The organism is Pseudomonas sp. FG47 (assembly GCF_057809115.1).
In genome coordinates, this window is sequence record NZ_JBMDJI010000042.1 from 10,521 (window position 1) to 28,001 (window position 17,481).

Sequence of the window (17,481 nt, forward strand, 5' to 3'; positions counted from 1 at the left end):
CCCAAGGACGGGCTGGCAAAGCGCTATACACCGGCCATAGTTAAGGGACGACTTGGAGGGCCATGGCCATGGAACGTCTGACCCGCGTTCTGGGCGCCTTGACCCGCTGGGGGCTGGGGATCTGCGCCCTGCTGGCGGTACTGGTTGCGCTGTATGTCAGCCTTGGCCGGCAACTGCTGCCGCTGGTCGCTGAATACCGCGCCGACGCCGAGCTCAAGGCCGAACAGGCCCTGGGCCTGCCTGTGCATGTCGGTGCTCTGGAGGGCCGCTGGAGTGGCTTGGCGCCGGTGCTGCGGGTGCGCGACCTGCAACTGGGCGAGGGCGCCGCGGCGCTGCGCCTGGACGACGTCAAGCTGGTGCCGGACCTGTGGGCCAGCCTCAAGGCCCGCGAAGTGCGCCTGGCGCGCGTGCAGCTCAGCGGCTTGCAACTGATCTTGCGCGAGGACCAGCAGGGCGCCTGGGCGCTCGAAGGCCTGCCGAGCCAGGATGACAAACCCCTTGATCCGACCGAGGCGCTCAAGCGCCTGCGTCAGTTGGGCCGTATCGATGTGTTCGACAGCCAGGTCACCCTGCACCCCTGGCAGCGCGACCCGCTCACCCTCACCTATGTCAGCCTCGGCCTGCAGGCCGGGGCCACGCGCCAGAGTGTCGACCTGCGTGCCACCTTGCCCGATGGCCAGCCACTGGCCTTGAGCCTGAACAGCCGCGCCAGCGCCAAGGCCTGGCGCGACGGGCGCCTGCAAGCCTACCTGAGCCTGCCGCAAAGCGACTGGGGGCGGTGGCTGCCGCCGAAGTTCCTGGGCCAGTGGCAGGCCAGCACCTTGCGTGCCGGTGGTGAGTTCTGGATCGACTGGAACCAGGGCCAGTTGCAGCAGGCCGTGGTACGCCTGAATGCCCCGCGACTCAAGGGTGCCTACACCGGGCGCAAGGCTATCACGCTGGACAACCTGGCCGTCTCGGCCTGGTTCCAGCGCCAGGACCAGGGCTTCGATGTCACCGTCGATTCATTGGCCATGAGCCTTGGCAAGACTCGCTGGGAATCCCACCTGCAACTGGCACAGCGCGAGGGCGCAACCCCGGCCGAGGAAAGCTGGCAGGTGCAGGCCGACCGCCTTGACCTGACCCCGTTGACGCCGCTGATCGACGCCCTGGCGCCACTGCCGGAAAAACTCATGACCGTGGTCGATGCGCTCAAGGTCACCGGTGCCCTGCGCAACGTGCGCCTGGACATCCGGCCCAAGGCCGAGGGCGACCAGCGCGTGCAGTTTGCCGCCAACCTGGAGAAGGTCGGCTTCGATGCCTACCACGGCGCCCCGGCCGCCGGTAACGTCACCGGGGCCATCAGCGGCGACCTTGGCCATGGCGAGCTGCGCCTGGATACCCAGGCGTTCATGCTGCACCTGTACCCGATCTTCGGCAAACCCTGGCACTACCCGAAAGCCAACGCGCGCCTGACCTGGACCCTGAACAAGCAGGCCTTCACCCTGGTCGCTCCCTACATCAAGGTGCTGGGCGACGAGGGCAAGATCGCCGCCGACTTCCTGATCCGCATCCACCTGGAGCCGGGCCACGAGGACTACATGGATTTGCGCGTCGGCCTCACCGAGGGCGACGGGCGCTACACCGCCAAGTACCTGCCCGAGGTGCTCAGCCCGGCGCTGGACGAGTGGCTGCGCAGCGCCATCGTCAAGGGCAATGTCGACGAAGGGTACTTCCAGTACCAGGGCTCGCTGCACCACAACGCGCCGCCCCATGCCCGCGACATCAGCCTGTTCTTCAAGGTGCACGACGCCGCGCTGGACTTCCAGCCAGGCTGGCCGCAGGTGCAACAGGTCGATGGCAACGTCTATATCGAAGATACCGGGGTGCGCATCCAGGCCAACCACGGCCTGTTGCTGGACACCCAGGTCAGCGATGTCAGCGTCAACATTCCCCATGTCGAAGGCGACCAGCACAGCCACCTGTTCCTTGACGGCGATTTCGACGGCAGCCTCGGCGATGGCTTGAAGATTCTCAAGGATGCGCCCATTGGTACCGGCGAGATCTTCGCCGGCTGGGAAGGCGAGGGCCCGCTCAAGGGCAAGGTCAAGCTGGACATCCCGCTGGCCCACGGCCAGCGCCCCAAGGTGCTGGTGGATTTCGCCACCCAGGATGCGACGCTCAAGGTGGCACCGCCAACCCTGGAGCTGAGCAGCCTGAAAGGCGACTTCAGCTTCGACTTAGACAAGGGCCTGAGTGGCAGGGACATCAGCCTGAACGCCTTCGGCAAGCCGGTCAGCGCGCAGATCGTCGCCGAAGGCCAGGGCGGCAATATCCAGACCCGTATCAATGCCACAGGCCAGGTCGGCCTCAAGGCGCTTACCGACTGGCTGCAGGTCAAGCAGGCCCTGCCAGTGTCGGGTGACCTGCCGTACCAGCTGCAGGTGACGCTGGGCAGCCGTGACAATCGCCTGGCCGTCAACTCGTCGCTCAAAGGCCTGGCCATCGACCTGCCGGCGCCGTTCGGCAAGGCCCGCGGGGAAACCCGTGACAGCCGTTTCAGCCTGACCTTGCAGGGCCCCGAGCGGCGTGTCGATGCCAGCTACAGCGACCTTGCCCGCTTTGCCTACGCTGCCCCCGCCGACAAACTGGGCCAGGGCCGCGGCGAGCTGCTGCTGGGCACGGGTGATGCCAGCCTGCCAGCCGGCCAGGGCCTGCGTGTGCGCGGCCGGCTCGAGGCGCTGGATCTGGCGCCGTGGCAGCAACAATTGGAGCGACTTGGCGGCCAGGACCCGGGCGGCAATGCCCGGCAGAACCTGCAAAGCGTCGATTTGAGCATCGGCCAGTTGAAGGCCTTCGGCATGGATCTCAACCAGAGCGTGATTCGCCTGGCCCGCGGTGGCCCGGCCTGGGACCTGCGCCTGGACAGCAAGGAAGTCATCGGCAACGCACGGATCCCCGACGCCAAGACGACGCCGATGAGCATCCGCCTGCAGACCTTGCGCCTGCCGCCGGCCGACCCCGCCGAGGCTGAAGCCGAGCACGGGCCCGACCCGCTGGCCGGCGTCGACCCGCGCAAGGTACCGCCGCTGGACCTGACCATCGACAAGCTGTACCGCGGCGACGATCTGTTCGGCAGCGCCAGCCTGAAGTTGCGCCAGACCGCGCAGGGCATGGCCATGAGCGATATCGACCTCGACCTGAAGGGCTTGCACATCGACGGCAGTGGCGGCTGGGAAGGTACCCCGGGGAGCACCGCGAGCTGGTACAAAGGGCGTATCGACGGCAAGAACCTCGCTGACGTGCTAAAGGCCTGGGGCTTTGCGCCCACGGTTACCAGCCGCGATTTTCGCATGGACGTCGATGGCCGCTGGCCGGGTTCGCCGGCCTGGGTCAGCCTCAACCGTTATTCCGGCAGCCTCGACGCGGCGCTGCGCTCGGGCCAGTTCGTCGAAGTCGAGGGCAGCGCCCAGGCCCTGCGGGTGTTCGGCCTGCTCAACTTCAACTCCATTGGCCGGCGCCTGCGCCTGGACTTCTCCGACCTGTTCAGCAAGGGCCTGGCCTATGACCGGGTCAAGGGCCTGCTGGTGGCCAGCGAAGGCGTGTACGTGACCCGCGAGCCAATCTCCGTCACCGGCCCCTCGAGTAATTTCGAACTGGACGGCACCCTGGACTTCGTCCGCGATCGGGTCGATGCCAAGCTGCTGGTCACCCTGCCGGTCACCAACAACCTGCCGCTGGCGGCGCTGATCATCGGCGCGCCGGCTGTCGGCGGCGCGCTGTTCCTGGTCGATCGGCTGATCGGCGACCGGGTGGCGCGCTTCGCCAGCGTGCATTATCGCGTCGAGGGTCCGGTCAAAGAGCCTAAAATCACTTTTGTGAAACCTTTCGACAAGTAAGCCTGGGGTGGTCATGACGTCAGCTGTGATCCAGATGGTCAGCCAAGACGATGTCCTGGCCAACCTGCAACGCGCCACGGCGCTGCTGGAGCGGGCCGCAGCCGGCGGCGCACGGCTGGCGGTGCTGCCGGAAAACTTCGCCGCCATGGGCCGGCGCGACGCAGCCGCCATCGGCCGCGCCGAGGCCTTGGGCGAAGGGCCGATCCTACCGTGGTTGAAACGCACCGCCCGTGACCTCAGGTTATGGATTGTCGCCGGTACCTTGCCGCTACCGCCGGTCGGCCAGCCTGGAGCCAAGGCGCATGCTTGCTCGCTGCTGGTCGACGAACACGGCGAGATTGCCGCGCGCTACGACAAGCTGCACCTGTTCGACGTGGACGTGGCCGACAACCGCGGGCGTTACCGGGAATCCGATGACTATGCCCACGGCAGCCAGGTGGTGGTGGCCGACACGCCGGTCGGCCGCCTGGGCCTGTCGGTGTGCTACGACCTGCGTTTCCCCGAGTTGTACAGCGCCTTGCGCGCCGCCGGGGCCGAGTTGATCAGCGCCCCGGCGGCGTTCACCGCGGTGACCGGGGCGGCGCACTGGGAAGTGCTGATTCGCGCCCGAGCCATCGAGACCCAGTGCTACGTGCTGGCGGCGGCCCAGGGCGGCTTGCATCCAGGGCCACGGGAAACCCATGGCCAAGCGGCGATCATCGACCCCTGGGGGCGAATCGTCGTGCAACAGGCGCGGGGTGAAGCGGTATTGCTCGCCACCCGCGACCCTGAAGAACAAGCGTCCATCCGGGCGCGCATGCCGGTGCTGACTCACCGGCGCTTTTTCTCGCAGGACGCTTTGCGGCCTGCGCATACCTCGGAGTGACTATGAGCGAGATTCTATCCACCGTCAGCGAGCAGCTCCTGGCCCCCGGCGGTTTGACCCTAGATAGCCTGCAGACGGTGCTGGGCGATCTGGCCGGGCCCGGCATCGACGCCGCCGACCTGTACTTCCAGGGCCAGGTCTCGGAAACCTGGGCGCTTGAAGACGGCATCGTCAAAGAGGGCAGTTTCAACCTCGACCAAGGTGTGGGCGTGCGTGCCCAGTCCGGCGAGAAGACCGGCTTCGCCTACAGCAACGCGATCAACCTCGAAGCCCTGACCTCGGCGGCGCGTGCCGCCCGCTCGATCTCCCGCGCCGGGCAGCACGGCAAGGTCCAGGCCTTCCGCAGCCAGGCGGTGACCGAGCTGTACGGCCAGGACAACCCGCTGGATGTGCTGAGCCGTGCCGAGAAAGTCGAGCTGCTCAAGAAGGTCGACATTGCCACCCGCGCCCTCGATTCGCGTATCCAGCAGGTCAGCGTGAGCATGGCCGGTGTCTGGGAGCGCATCCTGGTGGCCGCCGCCGATGGCAGCCTGGCCGCCGATGTGCGTCCGCTGGTGCGCTTCAATGTCAGTGTCATCGTCGAGCACAACGGCCGCCGCGAGCGTGGCGGGCAGGGTGGCGGCGGGCGTACCGACTACAGCTACTTCACCGAAGATCGGGTGATGGGCTATGCCCGCGAGGCGCTGCGCCAGGCCTTGGTCAACCTCGAGGCGATCCCGGCCCCGGCCGGCACGCTGCCGGTGGTGCTCGGTTCGGGCTGGTCCGGTGTGCTGCTGCACGAGGCTGTGGGGCATGGCCTGGAAGGCGACTTCAACCGCAAAGGCAGCTCGGCGTTCAGTGGCAGGATCGGCGAGAAAGTAGCCTCGAGCCTGTGCACCATCGTCGATGACGGCACGCTCAAGGGCCGTCGTGGCTCGCTGAGTGTCGACGACGAAGGCACGCCGACCGAGTGCACCACGCTGATCGAGAACGGCATCCTCAAGGGCTACATGCAGGACAAGCTCAACGCCCGTCTGATGGGCATGGCGGTAACCGGCAACGGCCGCCGCGAGTCCTACGCGCACCTGCCGATGCCGCGCATGACCAACACCTACATGCGTGCCGGCGACAGCGATCCGGAGGAAATCATCCGGTCGGTGAAGAAGGGCATCTACTGCGCCAACCTGGGCGGCGGCCAGGTGGATATCACCAGCGGCAAGTTCGTGTTTTCCACCAGCGAAGCCTACCTGATCGAGGATGGCAAGATTACCGCGCCGGTGAAGGGCGCGACCCTGATCGGTAACGGGCCGGAAGCGATGAGCCGGGTGTCGATGGTCGGCAACGACCTGGCGCTGGACAGCGGCGTGGGGACCTGTGGCAAGGATGGGCAGTCGGTGCCGGTGGGCGTTGGCCAGCCGACCCTGAAGCTGGATGCGATCACCGTCGGTGGTACAGGGGCTTGATCAATGAGCGCGGGGCAAGTCGCATCGGCGCGGCGCCGCTCCCACAGATGCCTGCGAAGGCTGCGTGGGAGCGGCGCTGCGCCGAAGCGACCTGGCCCGCGATGGCCTCAACGCAGGCCGCGCTGGGTCTCGTCGAGGTCGCGGATGTACTTGAACACCTTGCGCGCAGCGGCAGGCGGTTTGTTCCGCGCTTTTTCATGCTGGGCATGACGGATCAGCGAGCGCAGGTGCTGGCGATCGGTGTCGGGGTACTCGTTGACGAAGCGCTCGAGGTCTTCGTCGTTGCCGTCGATCAGACGGTCGCGCCAGCGCTCGAGGCCGTGGAAGCGTTCGTTGTACTGGCGGGTCGAACTGTCGACCTGCTCGAGCACGGCATGGATGGCATCCAGGTCCTGCACGCGCATCAGCTTGCCGACGAACGACATGTGGCGTTTGCGGGCGCCATGGGCGGTGTGCTTGCTGGCTTCGTCCAGGGCCTTGCGCAGTTCGTCGGTCAGCGGCAGGCGCGCCAGGGTATCGGCCTTGAGCGTGGTCAGGCGCTCGCCGAGTTCGACCAGCGCATGCAGCTCGCGCTTGATCTGGGTTTTGCTTTTTTCGCCATCGAAGGCGTCGTCGTAAGAATCAACCATGGGGGCAGTCCGCAAGAAATCGCCGCCATGATAACCAGTCGGGGGCCGCTTGTCCGGCCCGGTCGTAGAATGACCCAAGCCGTACGCAGAATTTTCAGTGGAGAGAACCATGAGTGCAGTCCAGAGCGTAGGCCCCAAGGACCTGCCGGCGTTGCAGGAACAGGTCGAGGCGATCGTCGCCGAGGCGCGCCGCCAGGGCGCCAGCGCCTGCGAAGTGGCAGTGTCGCTGGAGCAGGGCCTGTCCACCACGGTGCGCCAGCGTGAAGTCGAGACGGTCGAGTTCAATCGCGATCAGGGTTTCGGCATCACCCTCTATGTTGGCCTGCGCAAAGGTTCGGCCAGCACCTCGGCGAGCGGCCCTGATGCCATTCGTGAAACCGTCGCCGCAGCCCTGGCGATTGCCAGGCATACCTCCGAGGACGAGTGCTCGGGCCTTGCCGATGCGGCGCTGATGGCCCGCGAAATCCCCGACCTGGACCTGTACCACGACTGGGATATCGAGCCGGAGCAGGCCATCGAGATGGCACTGACCTGCGAGGCTGCTGCCTTTGACGCCGACCCGCGGATCCTCAATGCCGACGGCACCACCCTCAATACCCACCAGGGCGTGCGGGTGTATGGCAATAGCCACGGTTTCATCGGTGGCTACGCCTCCACCCGGCACAGCCTGAGCTGCGTGATGATCGCCGAAGGCGACGGGCAGATGCAGCGCGACTACTGGTACGACGTCAACCGCCAGGGCAATTTGCTGGCCGACCCGCGCAGCATTGGCCAGCGTGCCGCGCAGCGCGCCGCCAGCCGCCTGGGCGCGCGCCCGGTGGCAACCTGCGAGGTGCCGGTGCTGTTCTCGGCGGAGCTGGCGGGCGGACTGTTCGGCAGCTTCCTCTCGGCCATTTCCGGGGGCAACCTGTACCGCAAGTCGTCGTTCCTCGAAGGCACCATCGGCCAGCGCCTGTTCCCCACCTGGTTGACCCTCGACGAGCGTCCGCACATTCCGCGTGCGCTGGGCAGCGCGGCGTTCGATGGCGATGGCCTGGCGACCTATGCCAAGCCGTTCGTCGACAAGGGCGAGCTGGTGTCCTATATCCTCGGGACTTATTCGGGGCGCAAGCTGCAGTTGCCCAGCACCGCCAACGCTGGGGGCGTGCACAACCTGTACGTGACCCATGGCGTGGAAGACCAGGCCGCCCTGATCCGGCGCATGGGCCGTGGCTTGTTGGTCACCGAGCTGATGGGCCATGGCCTGAACATGGTCACTGGCGATTATTCCCGTGGCGCGGCGGGCTTTTGGGTCGAGAATGGCGAGATCCAGCATGCCGTGCAGGAAGTGACCATTGCTGGCAACATGAAAGACATGTTCCAGCAGATCGTCGCCATTGGCAGCGATATCGAGACTCGCAGCAATATTCACTGCGGCTCGGTGCTGATTGAGCGCATGACTGTCGCTGGCAGTTGAGTGCAGGCCTGGGTGCTAATTATGTAACGCTCTGCCATGTCGCTTCACTTGCATGATGGCCAGCCTTCCAATGTGAGTGATGTATATGTTAATCGACATTGACAGCCATCGGCTTGATGCCTCCGATGTGCTTCAACTACAGGGCAAGGTGCACGCGTTGTTAGATAGTTTTCAACGCTTGACGCCTTATGATTGCGAGGTGGCGATTAGCAGGCGCTATGAGGTCGTGCAGAAAGGCACGGCTGAGGACTTGAGTCGCCTGCATCTTCGCGAGGAGCATCAGGTGCGCGCGACCCTCTTCATCGACGGCCGTGTCGGCAAATGCCTCGTCGCCCTGAAGCAACCTTTTGAGCCTGACGAGCTGGTCAAGGAAATCGTGGCCCGTACCAGCTTTTCACCAGCGGATCCCTTTGCAGGCTTGGCCGATGTGCAGGACCTGGCTTGGGACTACACCGATCTAGACCTGTTTCACGATTGGCGCAAAGCCTGTGCTCGCACCGAACAAGTAGTCGAAGCATGCAAGAATGGTATGCAATCGACCGGTCAACGCTTTCAAACGACGCGTATCGCTTTTTCGGCTACTGCCCAGATTCAGGCTTATGGCAATAGCCGGGGCTTCGTTGGCGGGTACCGAGATACCCTCTATCGCCTGCAATGCCTGGCCGATGCTGGCAATAGAGGTATTCCACCCAGCAGGGGTGAATTCAGGCTCTCGCGGGATTTGCCTGGTCTGGGAGATCCGCAGGAGTTCGGGGCATGGGTAGCGCGCAAGGCCAGTATTCCGGTTGGCGAGCGCAGGCTTCCTGTCGAATGCTGTGCGCATGTGTTTTCTCCCGCTGCCAGTGTGTTGTTGCTGGATGCGTTCATTCAAGCGGTCGATGGTCAGGCGGTGAGCGAAGGGCGATCGGTGTTGGCCGGCCAACTCTCAAGGCCGTTGTTCGCCCCTGAAATCACCATTCATGAGTCGCCTCGGCGGGAGAAGGCCGTGGGTAGCCTGCCGTTTGATCTGCAGGGCTGCGCACCCAATAGCGCTGCGTTCGTGGAGGGGGGGCGACTTGTTCGTTATGCCTTGAATGTCGAATCGGCGAGACGGCTGGGCCTGGACAATACGGGCAATGCAACGTTGCCATATACCCGGGCCCGCAACTTGGCCTTTGCGCCCGGCCTGGCCAGTCAGGTGGAACTACTTGTTCGTATGGGGCAAGGCGTGTTGGTTGATGAGGTGCGCCTGCTGAAACTCGATATCAGCACCGGGCATTTCAAAATTCGTGGTACTGGCACCTGGGTAGAGCAGGGGGTGATGCAGTATCGCCTCAAGCCGTTCGTGATAGAGGTGCCTCTGCTGACGCTCTTTCAACAGATCAAGGCGGTCGGTAACGATGGTGACAGTTACCCAGGAATGATCGTGGGTGCTTCGCTTCTGATCGAGGGCCTGAGTACCCGTCACTGACCCAGGTTGAGTGAATGTCTGTCTGGGGAGAGTCACACACAAGCGTGGAACAACACGGCTGATTAGTATTGAAATGATTTTGATTATCATTTAATAATCATTGTCGATACTTGTCTGCCGTGGTGTTGCTCATGAAACCTGTGCTCCACGAACTGCCCTACCTGGAAAACTGGCGCTGGCTCAGCCGGCGTATTCGCTGCGCGCTCGAGCCTGACGAGCCACGCCTGATCGACCATTACCTGGCCGAGGGTCGCTACCTGGTGTGCTGCACCGAAACCTCGCCCTGGACGGTGGCCCTGACCGCCTTGCGCCTGCTGCTGGATACCGCCAACGACCGCATGTTGCCCTGGCATTGGCGCTGCCTGTGCCTGGACCAGGCCTGGCGACCGTTGCTCGACCTGCGCAACCTCGACCGCTGCGAGCACAACCAGCGCTGGCAACCCTATGCGATGCAGCTCGCCAATTGCGTGCTGCTGCCGTCGATTTCTCCCGAAGAACTGATGCAAGGACTTGAAGATGAGTGATACCCGTATCGAGCGCGACAGCATGGGTGAACTGCAGGTGCCGGCCCAGGCCCTGTACGGTGCCCAGACCCAGCGCGCGGTCGACAACTTCCCGGTCAGCGGCCAGCCGATGCCGGGCCAGTTCATCCGTGCGTTGCTGCTGGCCAAGGCCGCGGCGGCCAAGGCCAACATCGAGCTTTCGCAGCTGAGCGCGGGGCAGGGCGAGGCCATCGTCAAGGCGGTGGAACAGCTGCTGGGCGGCGACTTCATCCAGCACTTCCCGGTGGATGTGTTCCAGACAGGCTCCGGCACCAGTTCGAACATGAACGCCAACGAGGTGATCGCCACCCTGGCCAGCCGGGTGCTGGGCGAACCGGTCAACGCCAATGACCATGTCAATTGCGGCCAGAGCAGCAACGACATCATCCCCACCACCATCCACGTCAGCGCCGCGCTGGCCCTGCACGAGCAGTTGTTGCCAGCCCTGGGTCACCTGAGCCAGGTGATCGAGGCCAAGGCCGCCGAGGTGCACAAATACGTCAAGACCGGCCGCACCCACCTGATGGACGCCATGCCGGTGCGCATGAGCCAGGTGCTCGGCGGCTGGGCCGCGCAGATCAAAGGCGCCCAGGCGCATCTCGAGGCGACCCTGCCGAGCTTGCAGGCGCTGGCCCAGGGCGGCACCGCGGTAGGCACCGGGATCAACGCCCATCCGCAGTTCGCGGCCGGCTTCGCCCGCCAGCTCAGCGGGCTGACCGGTGTCGCGTTCACCCCGGGCGAGAACCTGTTCGCCCTGATCGGCTCCCAGGACACCGCTGTGGCCCTGTCCGGCCAGCTCAAGACTACCGCCGTGGCGCTGATGAAGATCGCCAACGACTTGCGCTGGATGAACTCCGGCCCGCTCGCCGGCCTTGGCGAGATCGAGCTGCAAGGCCTGCAGCCGGGGTCGTCGATCATGCCGGGCAAGGTCAACCCGGTGATCCCGGAGGCCACCGCCATGGTCGCCGCCCAGGTGATTGGCAACGACGCCACCATCGCCGTCGCCGGCCAGTCGGGCAACTTCGAGCTCAACGTGATGTTGCCGGTAATCGCCCGCAACCTGCTGGAGAGCATCGAGCTGATGGCCAACGTCAGCCGCCTGCTGGCCGACAAGGCGATTGCCAGCTTCAAGGTCAACGAGGGCAAGCTCAAGGAGGCGTTGTCGCGCAACCCGATCCTGGTCACCGCACTCAACCCGATCATCGGCTACCTCAAGGCTGCCGAGATCGCCAAGACCGCCTACCAGCAGGGTCGACCGATCATCGACGTGGCGCTGGAGCACACCGACTTGTCGCGTGACCAGCTCGAGGCGCTGCTGGACCCGGAAAAACTTACCGCTGGCGGCATCTGACCCGGGCCGCCCAGGAGGCACGTCATGCAGCATTGGAAACGCACCACCCAAGATGCAAACCGCCTGTTCGAGCAGGGCGAGCTGGTCGACGCCCGGGAGCACTACCTGCAAGCACTGGCCTTGGCCCAGGTGCTGTTCGAGCGCTGGCATGACGTCGACGAGGCGGTGGCCGCACTGGTCATCGCCCACCACAACCTGGCCGAGCTGCACCTGCGCCTGAACCAGCCGCACGAAAGCGCCGACTACCTGTGCGCGGCGCACCAGCGGCTGCTCCAGGCCAGCCAGGATCCGCGCCTGCCCCAGGCCCTGCGCGACACGGCCTTGCGCCACAGCGGGCGCACCTACACCGAACTGCTGAGTTTCATCGCCGAGTACGGCCAATACCCGCGTACCGAGCGCCTGCTGAACCGCCAGGCGCCCGCAGCCAGCGAGCTGGTCGCGCACGCGGACATCACGGATCGCAAACCTGCCTACGGAATCCATTGACATGCCACATACCTTGCCTGCGTTGCCCTACGCCTACGATGCGCTGGAACCGCACATCGACACCCAGACCATGGAGATCCACCACAGCAAGCACCATCAGACCTACATCAACAACCTCAACGCCGCCATCGAGGGCACCGAATGGGCCGAATGGCCGGTGGAGCGACTGGTGGGCGCGGTCAAGCAACTGCCCGAGAAACTGCAAGGGGCGGTGGTCAACCAGGGCGGCGGCCATGCCAACCACACGTTGTTCTGGACCGTCATGTCGCCCAAGGGCGGTGGCCAACCCGAGGGTCAGGTAGCCAAGGCCATTGACCAGCAGCTCGGTGGTTTCGAGGCGTTCAAGGAGGCCTTCACCAGGGCCGCGCTGACCCGGTTCGGCAGTGGCTGGGCCTGGCTCAGCGTGACCCCGCGCAAAACGCTGGTGGTGGAGAGTAGCGGTAACCAGGACAGCCCGCTGATGCACGGCAACACACCGATCCTCGGCCTGGATGTCTGGGAGCACGCCTATTACCTGAAGTACCAGAACCGCCGTCCTGAGTACATTGGCGCCTTCTACAACGTGGTCGACTGGACCGAAGTGGAACGCCGCTACCTTGAAGCCCTGAAGTGAGTCTGACCGGTATGCGCTCCGAGGTGATGTCTGTCAGCAGTGTGCGCCTGTTCCGCCTGGCGCTTGGGACCGTGCTGTTGCTGGTCGGCACCGCATTGCTGGTGTCGCGGGGCATCGCCTGGCTGGACCTGGAACCGCGCATGTTGCGAGCCCTGGAGGGCGGAGCACTGTGCGCATTGGGGACGGCCTTGGGCGCAGTGCCGGTGCTGGTAATCCGCAACATGCCAGTGGCCGTGGCCGACACCTTGCTCGGTTTTGGTGCCGGGGTGATGTTGGCGGCCACCGCGTTCTCGCTGATCATTCCCGGGCTGGATGCGGCCCAGGCCATCGGCTTCAGCCCATGGGGCGCCGGTGGTGTGATCAGCAGCGGCCTGTTGTTCGGCGCGTTGTGCCTGTTCCTGGTCGACCTCAAGGTCTCCGGTGCTTCGCCGCAGGCTCTGGTCGGCAGTGAGCAGCAACCGGTAATCGCCGCGCGGATCTGGCTGTTCGTCATTGCCATCATTGCCCACAACATCCCCGAGGGTATGGCCATCGGGGTTTCCGCCGGAGGCGGGATGCCTGATGCCGATAGCCTGGCCATGGGCATCGCGCTGCAGGATGTGCCGGAGGGCCTGGTGATCGCGCTGGTGCTGGCAGGGGCGGGCATGCCGCGCTTCAAGGCGTTCCTGATCGGTGCGGCATCGGGGTTGGTCGAACCGCTGGCCGCGGTGATCTGTGCCTGGCTGGTGAACATCGCCGAACTGTTGCTGCCGCTGGGCCTGGCCTGCGCGGCGGGGGCGATGTTGCTGGTGGTGACCCAGGAGATTATCCCCGAGTCACGCAGCAACGGGCATCATCGCCTGGCGAGCCTGGGGCTGTGTGTCGGGTTCTGCTTGATGATGGTGATGGATACGGCGATGTCCTGAGCCTGGCACTGCCCCCTGTAGGAGTGGCCTTGTGTCGCGAAAGGGGGCGAAGCGCCCCTGCGATTTATGCATCAAACCAATATTGCTGGGGCCGCTTTGCGGCCCTTTCGCGGCACAAGGCCGCTCCTACAGGGGCCGCGTTGTATCAGTCACTCGCCTTCGTCGAAGAAGTTCTCGATCAACGCGACCAGTGCATCCATGGCTTCAGCGTCCTGCTCGCCCTCGGTGTGCAGGTGCACCGGGGTGCCCTTGCCGGCGGCGAGCATCATCACCGCCATGATGCTCTTGCCATCCACCAGCTTGTCCGGCGCGCGACCGACCCGCACCTGGCAGGGGAAGCGCCCGGCCACGCCGACGAACTTGGCGGCCGCCCGGGCGTGCAGGCCCAGCTTGTTGATGATGGTGATTTCGCGGGCGGGCATCGTGGGGCGGATATCCTGTGGGCTAGAGGTCGCGATGGCGGACCTGGACGTTTTTCAGGGATTGCTGGAGCAACTGGCCGAGCCGCTCGGTGATGTAAACCGAACGGTGATGGCCACCGGTGCAGCCAATGGCCACGGTGACATAGGCGCGGTTGCTGGCGGCGAAGCGCGGTAGCCACTTGAGCAGGTAGCTGGAGATATCCTGGAACATCTCCTCGACATCCGGCTGGGTTGCCAGGTAGTCGATTACCGGCTGTTCGAGGCCGGAATGCTCGCGAAGTTCCGGCTTCCAGTAGGGGTTGGGCAGGCAGCGCACGTCGAACACCACGTCGGCATCCACCGGCATGCCACGCTTGAAGCCAAACGACTCGACCAGGAACGCGGTCCCCGGCTCCGGCTGGTTGAGCAGGCGCAGCTTGATCGAGTCGCGCAGCTGGTACAGGTTCAGGTTGGTGGTGTCGATCTTGAGGTCGGCCAGGTCGGCGATCGGCCCCAGCAGCTCGCTTTCGACGCGAATAGCCTCGGCCAGCGAACGGCTGTCGTTGGTCAGCGGGTGGCGGCGACGGGTTTCCGAGAAGCGCTTGAGCAGGGTGTCCTCGTCGGCGTCCAGGTACAACACGTCACACTGGATGTGCCGGGCGCGCGCCTCCTGGAGCAGGGTCGGGAAGCGTGACAGATGGCTGGGCAGGTTGCGCGCGTCGATGGACACCGCCACCTTGGGCTGTAGCAGCTCGGTGTTGATCAGCGCGTTTTCCGCCAACTGCGGCAACAGACCCGCCGGCAGGTTGTCGATGCAGTAGTAGCCGTTGTCTTCTAGCACGTCCAGGGCGGTGCTCTTGCCGGAGCCGGAGCGGCCGCTGACGATGATCAGGCGCATGGTCAGTGCTCGTTCTGTACGTCCAGGACGACCTGGAACAGGGCCTCGCTGCTGTCGGCGGCACGCAGGCGATCGCGAACCTCCTTGCGATCGAGCATGCTGGCGATCTGGCGCAGCAATTCAAGGTGGGCATCGGTGGCAGCTTCCGGGACCAGCAGCACAAACAGCAGGTCGACCGGGGCACCGTCGATGGCGTCGTAATCGATGGGGGCGTCCAGGTGCAGCAAGGCGCTCACTGGCGCGGTGCAGCCCACAAGCCGGCAATGGGGAATGGCGATGCCATTGCCAAAACCGGTGGAGCCCAGCTTTTCGCGAGCGATGAGCTTGTCGAAGACGTCTTGCATCTCCAGCTCGGGTACTTGCTCGGCGATCAGGGTGGCGACCTTTTCCAGGGCGCGCTTTTTACTGCCGCCCGGCACGTTCACCAGGGAACGGCCGGGGGTCAGGATGGTTTCAAGTCGGATCATGGATGAGGGGGATCAGCGGGCGGCTGCACCTTGCAGCAGGCTTTGCTGTTTTTCCTTGTGTTTTTTCAGTTGGCGGTCGAGCTTGTCAGCCAGGGCATCGATCGCGGCATACATGTCTTGGTGTTCGGCGTTGGCGACCACTTCGCCACCGGGAATCTGGAGTGTGGCTTCAACCTTCTGCTGCAGCTTTTCGACTTTCATGATCACCGTTGCATTGGTGATCTTGTCGAAATGGCCCTCCACGCGGGCGAGCTTCTCGAGCACGTAATCGCGCAGTGGTTGGGTGACTTCTACATGCTGTCCACTGATGTTGACTTGCATACAGCTTCTCCTTTGTTGCCCGTGCATAAAGAGGCAGGTCTTGCACCTGCCACTGAAACGCTGTGGCACATCCCGGGCTACATCAGTCGCTTGCGCTCGCTCGATGGGGCGATCCCCAGCGATTCGCGGTACTTGGCGACGGTGCGACGGGCTACCTGGATGCCTTGTGCCTCCAGTAAACCAGCGATCTTGCTGTCACTCAATGGCTTTTTCTGATTTTCCGCCGCCACCAGTTTCTTGATGATCGCGCGGATCGCCGTGGACGAGCATTCTCCGCCTTCGGCGGTGCTGACGTGGCTCGAGAAAAAGTATTTCAGTTCGTAGATGCCACGTGGCGTGTGCATGTATTTCTGCGTGGTCACCCGCGAGATGGTCGACTCGTGCATGCCCACCGCCTCGGCGATATCGTGCAGCACCAGCGGCTTCATGGCCTCGTCGCCGTGGTCGAGGAAACCGCGCTGGTGCTCGACGATCTGCGTCGCCACCTTCATCAGTGTCTCGTTTCGGCTTTGCAGGCTCTTGATGAACCAGCGCGCTTCCTGCAACTGGTTGCGCATGAAGGTGTTATCGGCGCTGGTGTCGGCGCGGCGGACGAATCCGGCGTATTGCGGGTTGACCCGCAGGCGCGGCACCGCTTCCTGGTTGAGCTCTACCAGCCAGCGCTCGCTGTCCTTGCGCACGATCACGTCCGGCACCACGTACTCCGGTTCGCTGGACTCGATCTGCGAGCCTGGGCGCGGGTTCAGGGTCTGTACCAGCTCGATGACCTGGCGCAGCTCATCTTCCTTGAGCTTCATGCGCCGCATCAGCTGGCTGTAGTCGCGGCTGCCGAGCAGGTCGATGAAGTCGCTGACCAGGCGCTGCGCCTCGCTCATCCATGGCGTCGAGGCCGGCAGTTGGCGCAGTTGCAGCAACAGGCATTCACCCAGCGAGCGGGCGCCGATGCCGGCGGGTTCGAATTGCTGGATGCGATGCAGCACCGCCTCGACCTCGTCCAGCTCGATGTCGAGCTCGGGGTCGAAGCCTGCGCAGATTTCCTCGAGGCTGTCCTCCAGGTAGCCCTGTTCGTTGATGCTGTCGATCAGGGTCACTGCAATCAGGCGGTCGGTGTCGGACATCGGCGCCAGGTTGAGCTGCCAGAGCAGGTGGCTCTGCAGGCTCTCGCCCACCGAGGTACGGGTGGTGAAGTCCCACTCGTCGTCATCGTTGCTGGGCAGGCTGCTGGCGCTGGTCTGGTAGATGTCTTCCCAGGCGGTGTCGACCGGCAGTTCGTTGGGAATGCGCTCGGCCCACTCGCCGTCTTCGAGGGGTTCGGCGCTGGTGGTCGGCTCCTGGAAGCTGTTGTCCTGGGTTTCGGCGGCCGGCTTGCTTTCGGCGTTGTCCGCCATCGGGTCGCTGTTGTCGAAATCGTCGCCGTCTTCCTGACGTTCGAGCATCGGGTTGGACTCCAGCGCTTCCTGGATTTCCTGCTGGAGGTCCAGGGTAGAGAGCTGGAGCAGACGGATGGCCTGTTGCAACTGCGGGGTCATCGTCAGTTGCTGGCCCATTTTTAGGACGAGCGATGGTTTCATGGCAGGGGCTTAATACCTTGTTCGCCGGCGCGCATGCGCCATCCACTACACGTAGGGCGCTTGGGCGCCGATTTTAAGCAAGTTATATGCCTGAAATTGCAGCGTTTGCCTAGTGCCCGGTCTCGGAAATACGTTCTCTTTTGGCGACGCTGGCAGCGTGCCCAGCACGCCGCGAAAAGCGAACAGCCTGTTTTCGAGACCGGGCA

16 protein-coding genes are annotated in these 17,481 nt (G+C 64.5%); 10 read left to right on the forward strand and 6 right to left on the reverse strand.

Going from position 1 to position 17,481, the window contains the following annotated elements:
- Window positions 1-62 precede the first annotated feature (62 nt).
- From ACODS5_RS21585 to tldD, 3 genes are read left to right on the forward strand one after another with little or no spacing between them, the layout of a single operon-like run.
- Window positions 63-3,878, forward strand: a complete 3,816-nt coding sequence (locus tag ACODS5_RS21585) for a YhdP family protein (RefSeq protein ID WP_489109620.1) — start codon at window positions 63-65, stop codon at window positions 3,876-3,878.
- A 13-nt stretch (window positions 3,879-3,891) separates the two neighbouring features.
- Entirely contained in the window at window positions 3,892-4,743 is an 852-nt protein-coding gene (locus ACODS5_RS21590) for a carbon-nitrogen hydrolase family protein (protein WP_489109621.1), read from the forward strand.
- 2 nt (window positions 4,744-4,745) lie between these two features.
- On the forward strand, window positions 4,746-6,185 hold the full coding sequence (gene tldD, locus ACODS5_RS21595; protein ID WP_134693892.1) for a metalloprotease TldD: 1,440 nt from the start codon (window positions 4,746-4,748) through the stop codon (window positions 6,183-6,185).
- A 107-nt stretch (window positions 6,186-6,292) separates the two neighbouring features.
- On the opposite strand, the gene yjgA is transcribed toward tldD, so the two are convergent.
- Window positions 6,293-6,814: a ribosome biogenesis factor YjgA gene (gene yjgA / locus ACODS5_RS21600; protein ID WP_134693893.1), complete on the reverse strand. Its 522-nt coding sequence runs from the start codon at window positions 6,812-6,814 to the stop codon at window positions 6,293-6,295.
- A 109-nt stretch (window positions 6,815-6,923) separates the two neighbouring features.
- On the opposite strand from yjgA, the gene pmbA reads away from it, so the two are divergent.
- The 7 genes from pmbA to ACODS5_RS21635 all read left to right on the forward strand — a co-directional run bounded on the left by pmbA (window position 6,924) and on the right by ACODS5_RS21635 (window position 13,617).
- Window positions 6,924-8,270, forward strand: coding sequence for a metalloprotease PmbA (pmbA, locus tag ACODS5_RS21605; RefSeq protein ID WP_134693894.1), 1,347 nt, complete (start codon window positions 6,924-6,926; stop codon window positions 8,268-8,270).
- 79 nt (window positions 8,271-8,349) lie between these two features.
- The gene (locus tag ACODS5_RS21610) at window positions 8,350-9,720 is read left to right on the forward strand and encodes a TldD/PmbA family protein (protein WP_489109622.1); all 1,371 of its coding nucleotides are present in this window, start codon (window positions 8,350-8,352) and stop codon (window positions 9,718-9,720) included.
- 131 nt (window positions 9,721-9,851) lie between these two features.
- Window positions 9,852-10,244 (forward strand): FagA protein, encoded by a 393-nt coding sequence (locus tag ACODS5_RS21615; protein ID WP_489109623.1) that lies wholly within the window; start codon window positions 9,852-9,854, stop codon window positions 10,242-10,244.
- The gene (fumC, locus tag ACODS5_RS21620; protein WP_134693896.1) at window positions 10,237-11,613 is read left to right on the forward strand and encodes a class II fumarate hydratase FumC; all 1,377 of its coding nucleotides are present in this window, start codon (window positions 10,237-10,239) and stop codon (window positions 11,611-11,613) included. Before ACODS5_RS21615 ends, fumC begins: the two co-directional genes overlap by 8 nt.
- 24 nt (window positions 11,614-11,637) lie before the next feature.
- Complete coding sequence (locus ACODS5_RS21625; RefSeq protein WP_134693897.1) at window positions 11,638-12,099, forward strand: DUF2753 family protein; 462 nt, start codon at window positions 11,638-11,640, stop codon at window positions 12,097-12,099.
- A 1-nt stretch (window position 12,100) separates the two neighbouring features.
- On the forward strand, window positions 12,101-12,712 hold the full coding sequence (locus tag ACODS5_RS21630; RefSeq protein ID WP_489109624.1) for a superoxide dismutase: 612 nt from the start codon (window positions 12,101-12,103) through the stop codon (window positions 12,710-12,712).
- Window positions 12,713-12,723: 11 nt separating this feature from the next.
- Window positions 12,724-13,617, forward strand: a complete 894-nt coding sequence (locus tag ACODS5_RS21635) for a ZIP family metal transporter (RefSeq protein WP_489109631.1) — start codon at window positions 12,724-12,726, stop codon at window positions 13,615-13,617.
- A 149-nt stretch (window positions 13,618-13,766) separates the two neighbouring features.
- Here the strand turns inward: ACODS5_RS21635 and ACODS5_RS21640 are convergent, their stop codons facing one another.
- The 5 genes from ACODS5_RS21640 to ACODS5_RS21660 all read right to left on the reverse strand — a co-directional run bounded on the left by ACODS5_RS21640 (window position 13,767) and on the right by ACODS5_RS21660 (window position 17,275).
- Window positions 13,767-14,039, reverse strand: a complete 273-nt coding sequence (locus ACODS5_RS21640; protein WP_096048637.1) for an HPr family phosphocarrier protein — start codon at window positions 14,037-14,039, stop codon at window positions 13,767-13,769.
- Window positions 14,040-14,061: 22 nt separating this feature from the next.
- Window positions 14,062-14,916 (reverse strand): RNase adapter RapZ, encoded by an 855-nt coding sequence (gene rapZ, locus ACODS5_RS21645; protein WP_134693899.1) that lies wholly within the window; start codon window positions 14,914-14,916, stop codon window positions 14,062-14,064.
- A 2-nt stretch (window positions 14,917-14,918) separates the two neighbouring features.
- A complete protein-coding gene (gene ptsN / locus ACODS5_RS21650) occupies window positions 14,919-15,383 on the reverse strand; it encodes a PTS IIA-like nitrogen regulatory protein PtsN (RefSeq protein ID WP_134693900.1) in 465 nt (154 codons plus the stop codon).
- 12 nt (window positions 15,384-15,395) lie between these two features.
- Entirely contained in the window at window positions 15,396-15,704 is a 309-nt protein-coding gene (gene hpf / locus ACODS5_RS21655; RefSeq protein ID WP_011532415.1) for a ribosome hibernation-promoting factor, HPF/YfiA family, read from the reverse strand.
- 77 nt (window positions 15,705-15,781) lie between these two features.
- Window positions 15,782-17,275 (reverse strand): RNA polymerase factor sigma-54, encoded by a 1,494-nt coding sequence (locus ACODS5_RS21660; RefSeq protein WP_489109625.1) that lies wholly within the window; start codon window positions 17,273-17,275, stop codon window positions 15,782-15,784.
- Between the last annotated feature and the right edge of the window lie 206 nt (window positions 17,276-17,481).

What these genes read in the sequence shown, in the direction of transcription:
- ACODS5_RS21640 (WP_096048637.1), bottom strand. Translation starts at nt 14,039, where the DNA reads ATGCCCGCCCGCGAAATCACCATCATCAACAAGCTGGGCCTGCACGCC.
- ACODS5_RS21625 (WP_134693897.1), top strand. Translation starts at nt 11,638, where the DNA reads ATGCAGCATTGGAAACGCACCACCCAAGATGCAAACCGCCTGTTCGAG.
- yjgA (WP_134693893.1), bottom strand. Translation starts at nt 6,814, where the DNA reads ATGGTTGATTCTTACGACGACGCCTTCGATGGCGAAAAAAGCAAAACC.
- ACODS5_RS21660 (WP_489109625.1), bottom strand. Translation starts at nt 17,275, where the DNA reads ATGAAACCATCGCTCGTCCTAAAAATGGGCCAGCAACTGACGATGACC.
- ACODS5_RS21610 (WP_489109622.1), top strand. Translation starts at nt 8,350, where the DNA reads ATGTATATGTTAATCGACATTGACAGCCATCGGCTTGATGCCTCCGAT.
- ACODS5_RS21635 (WP_489109631.1), top strand. Translation starts at nt 12,724, where the DNA reads ATGCGCTCCGAGGTGATGTCTGTCAGCAGTGTGCGCCTGTTCCGCCTG.
- tldD (WP_134693892.1), top strand. Translation starts at nt 4,746, where the DNA reads ATGAGCGAGATTCTATCCACCGTCAGCGAGCAGCTCCTGGCCCCCGGC.
- hpf (WP_011532415.1), bottom strand. Translation starts at nt 15,704, where the DNA reads ATGCAAGTCAACATCAGTGGACAGCATGTAGAAGTCACCCAACCACTG.
- ACODS5_RS21615 (WP_489109623.1), top strand. Translation starts at nt 9,852, where the DNA reads ATGAAACCTGTGCTCCACGAACTGCCCTACCTGGAAAACTGGCGCTGG.
- ACODS5_RS21585 (WP_489109620.1), top strand. Translation starts at nt 63, where the DNA reads ATGGCCATGGAACGTCTGACCCGCGTTCTGGGCGCCTTGACCCGCTGG.
- ptsN (WP_134693900.1), bottom strand. Translation starts at nt 15,383, where the DNA reads ATGATCCGACTTGAAACCATCCTGACCCCCGGCCGTTCCCTGGTGAAC.
- fumC (WP_134693896.1), top strand. Translation starts at nt 10,237, where the DNA reads ATGAGTGATACCCGTATCGAGCGCGACAGCATGGGTGAACTGCAGGTG.
- pmbA (WP_134693894.1), top strand. Translation starts at nt 6,924, where the DNA reads ATGAGTGCAGTCCAGAGCGTAGGCCCCAAGGACCTGCCGGCGTTGCAG.
- ACODS5_RS21630 (WP_489109624.1), top strand. Translation starts at nt 12,101, where the DNA reads ATGCCACATACCTTGCCTGCGTTGCCCTACGCCTACGATGCGCTGGAA.
- rapZ (WP_134693899.1), bottom strand. Translation starts at nt 14,916, where the DNA reads ATGCGCCTGATCATCGTCAGCGGCCGCTCCGGCTCCGGCAAGAGCACC.
- ACODS5_RS21590 (WP_489109621.1), top strand. Translation starts at nt 3,892, where the DNA reads ATGACGTCAGCTGTGATCCAGATGGTCAGCCAAGACGATGTCCTGGCC.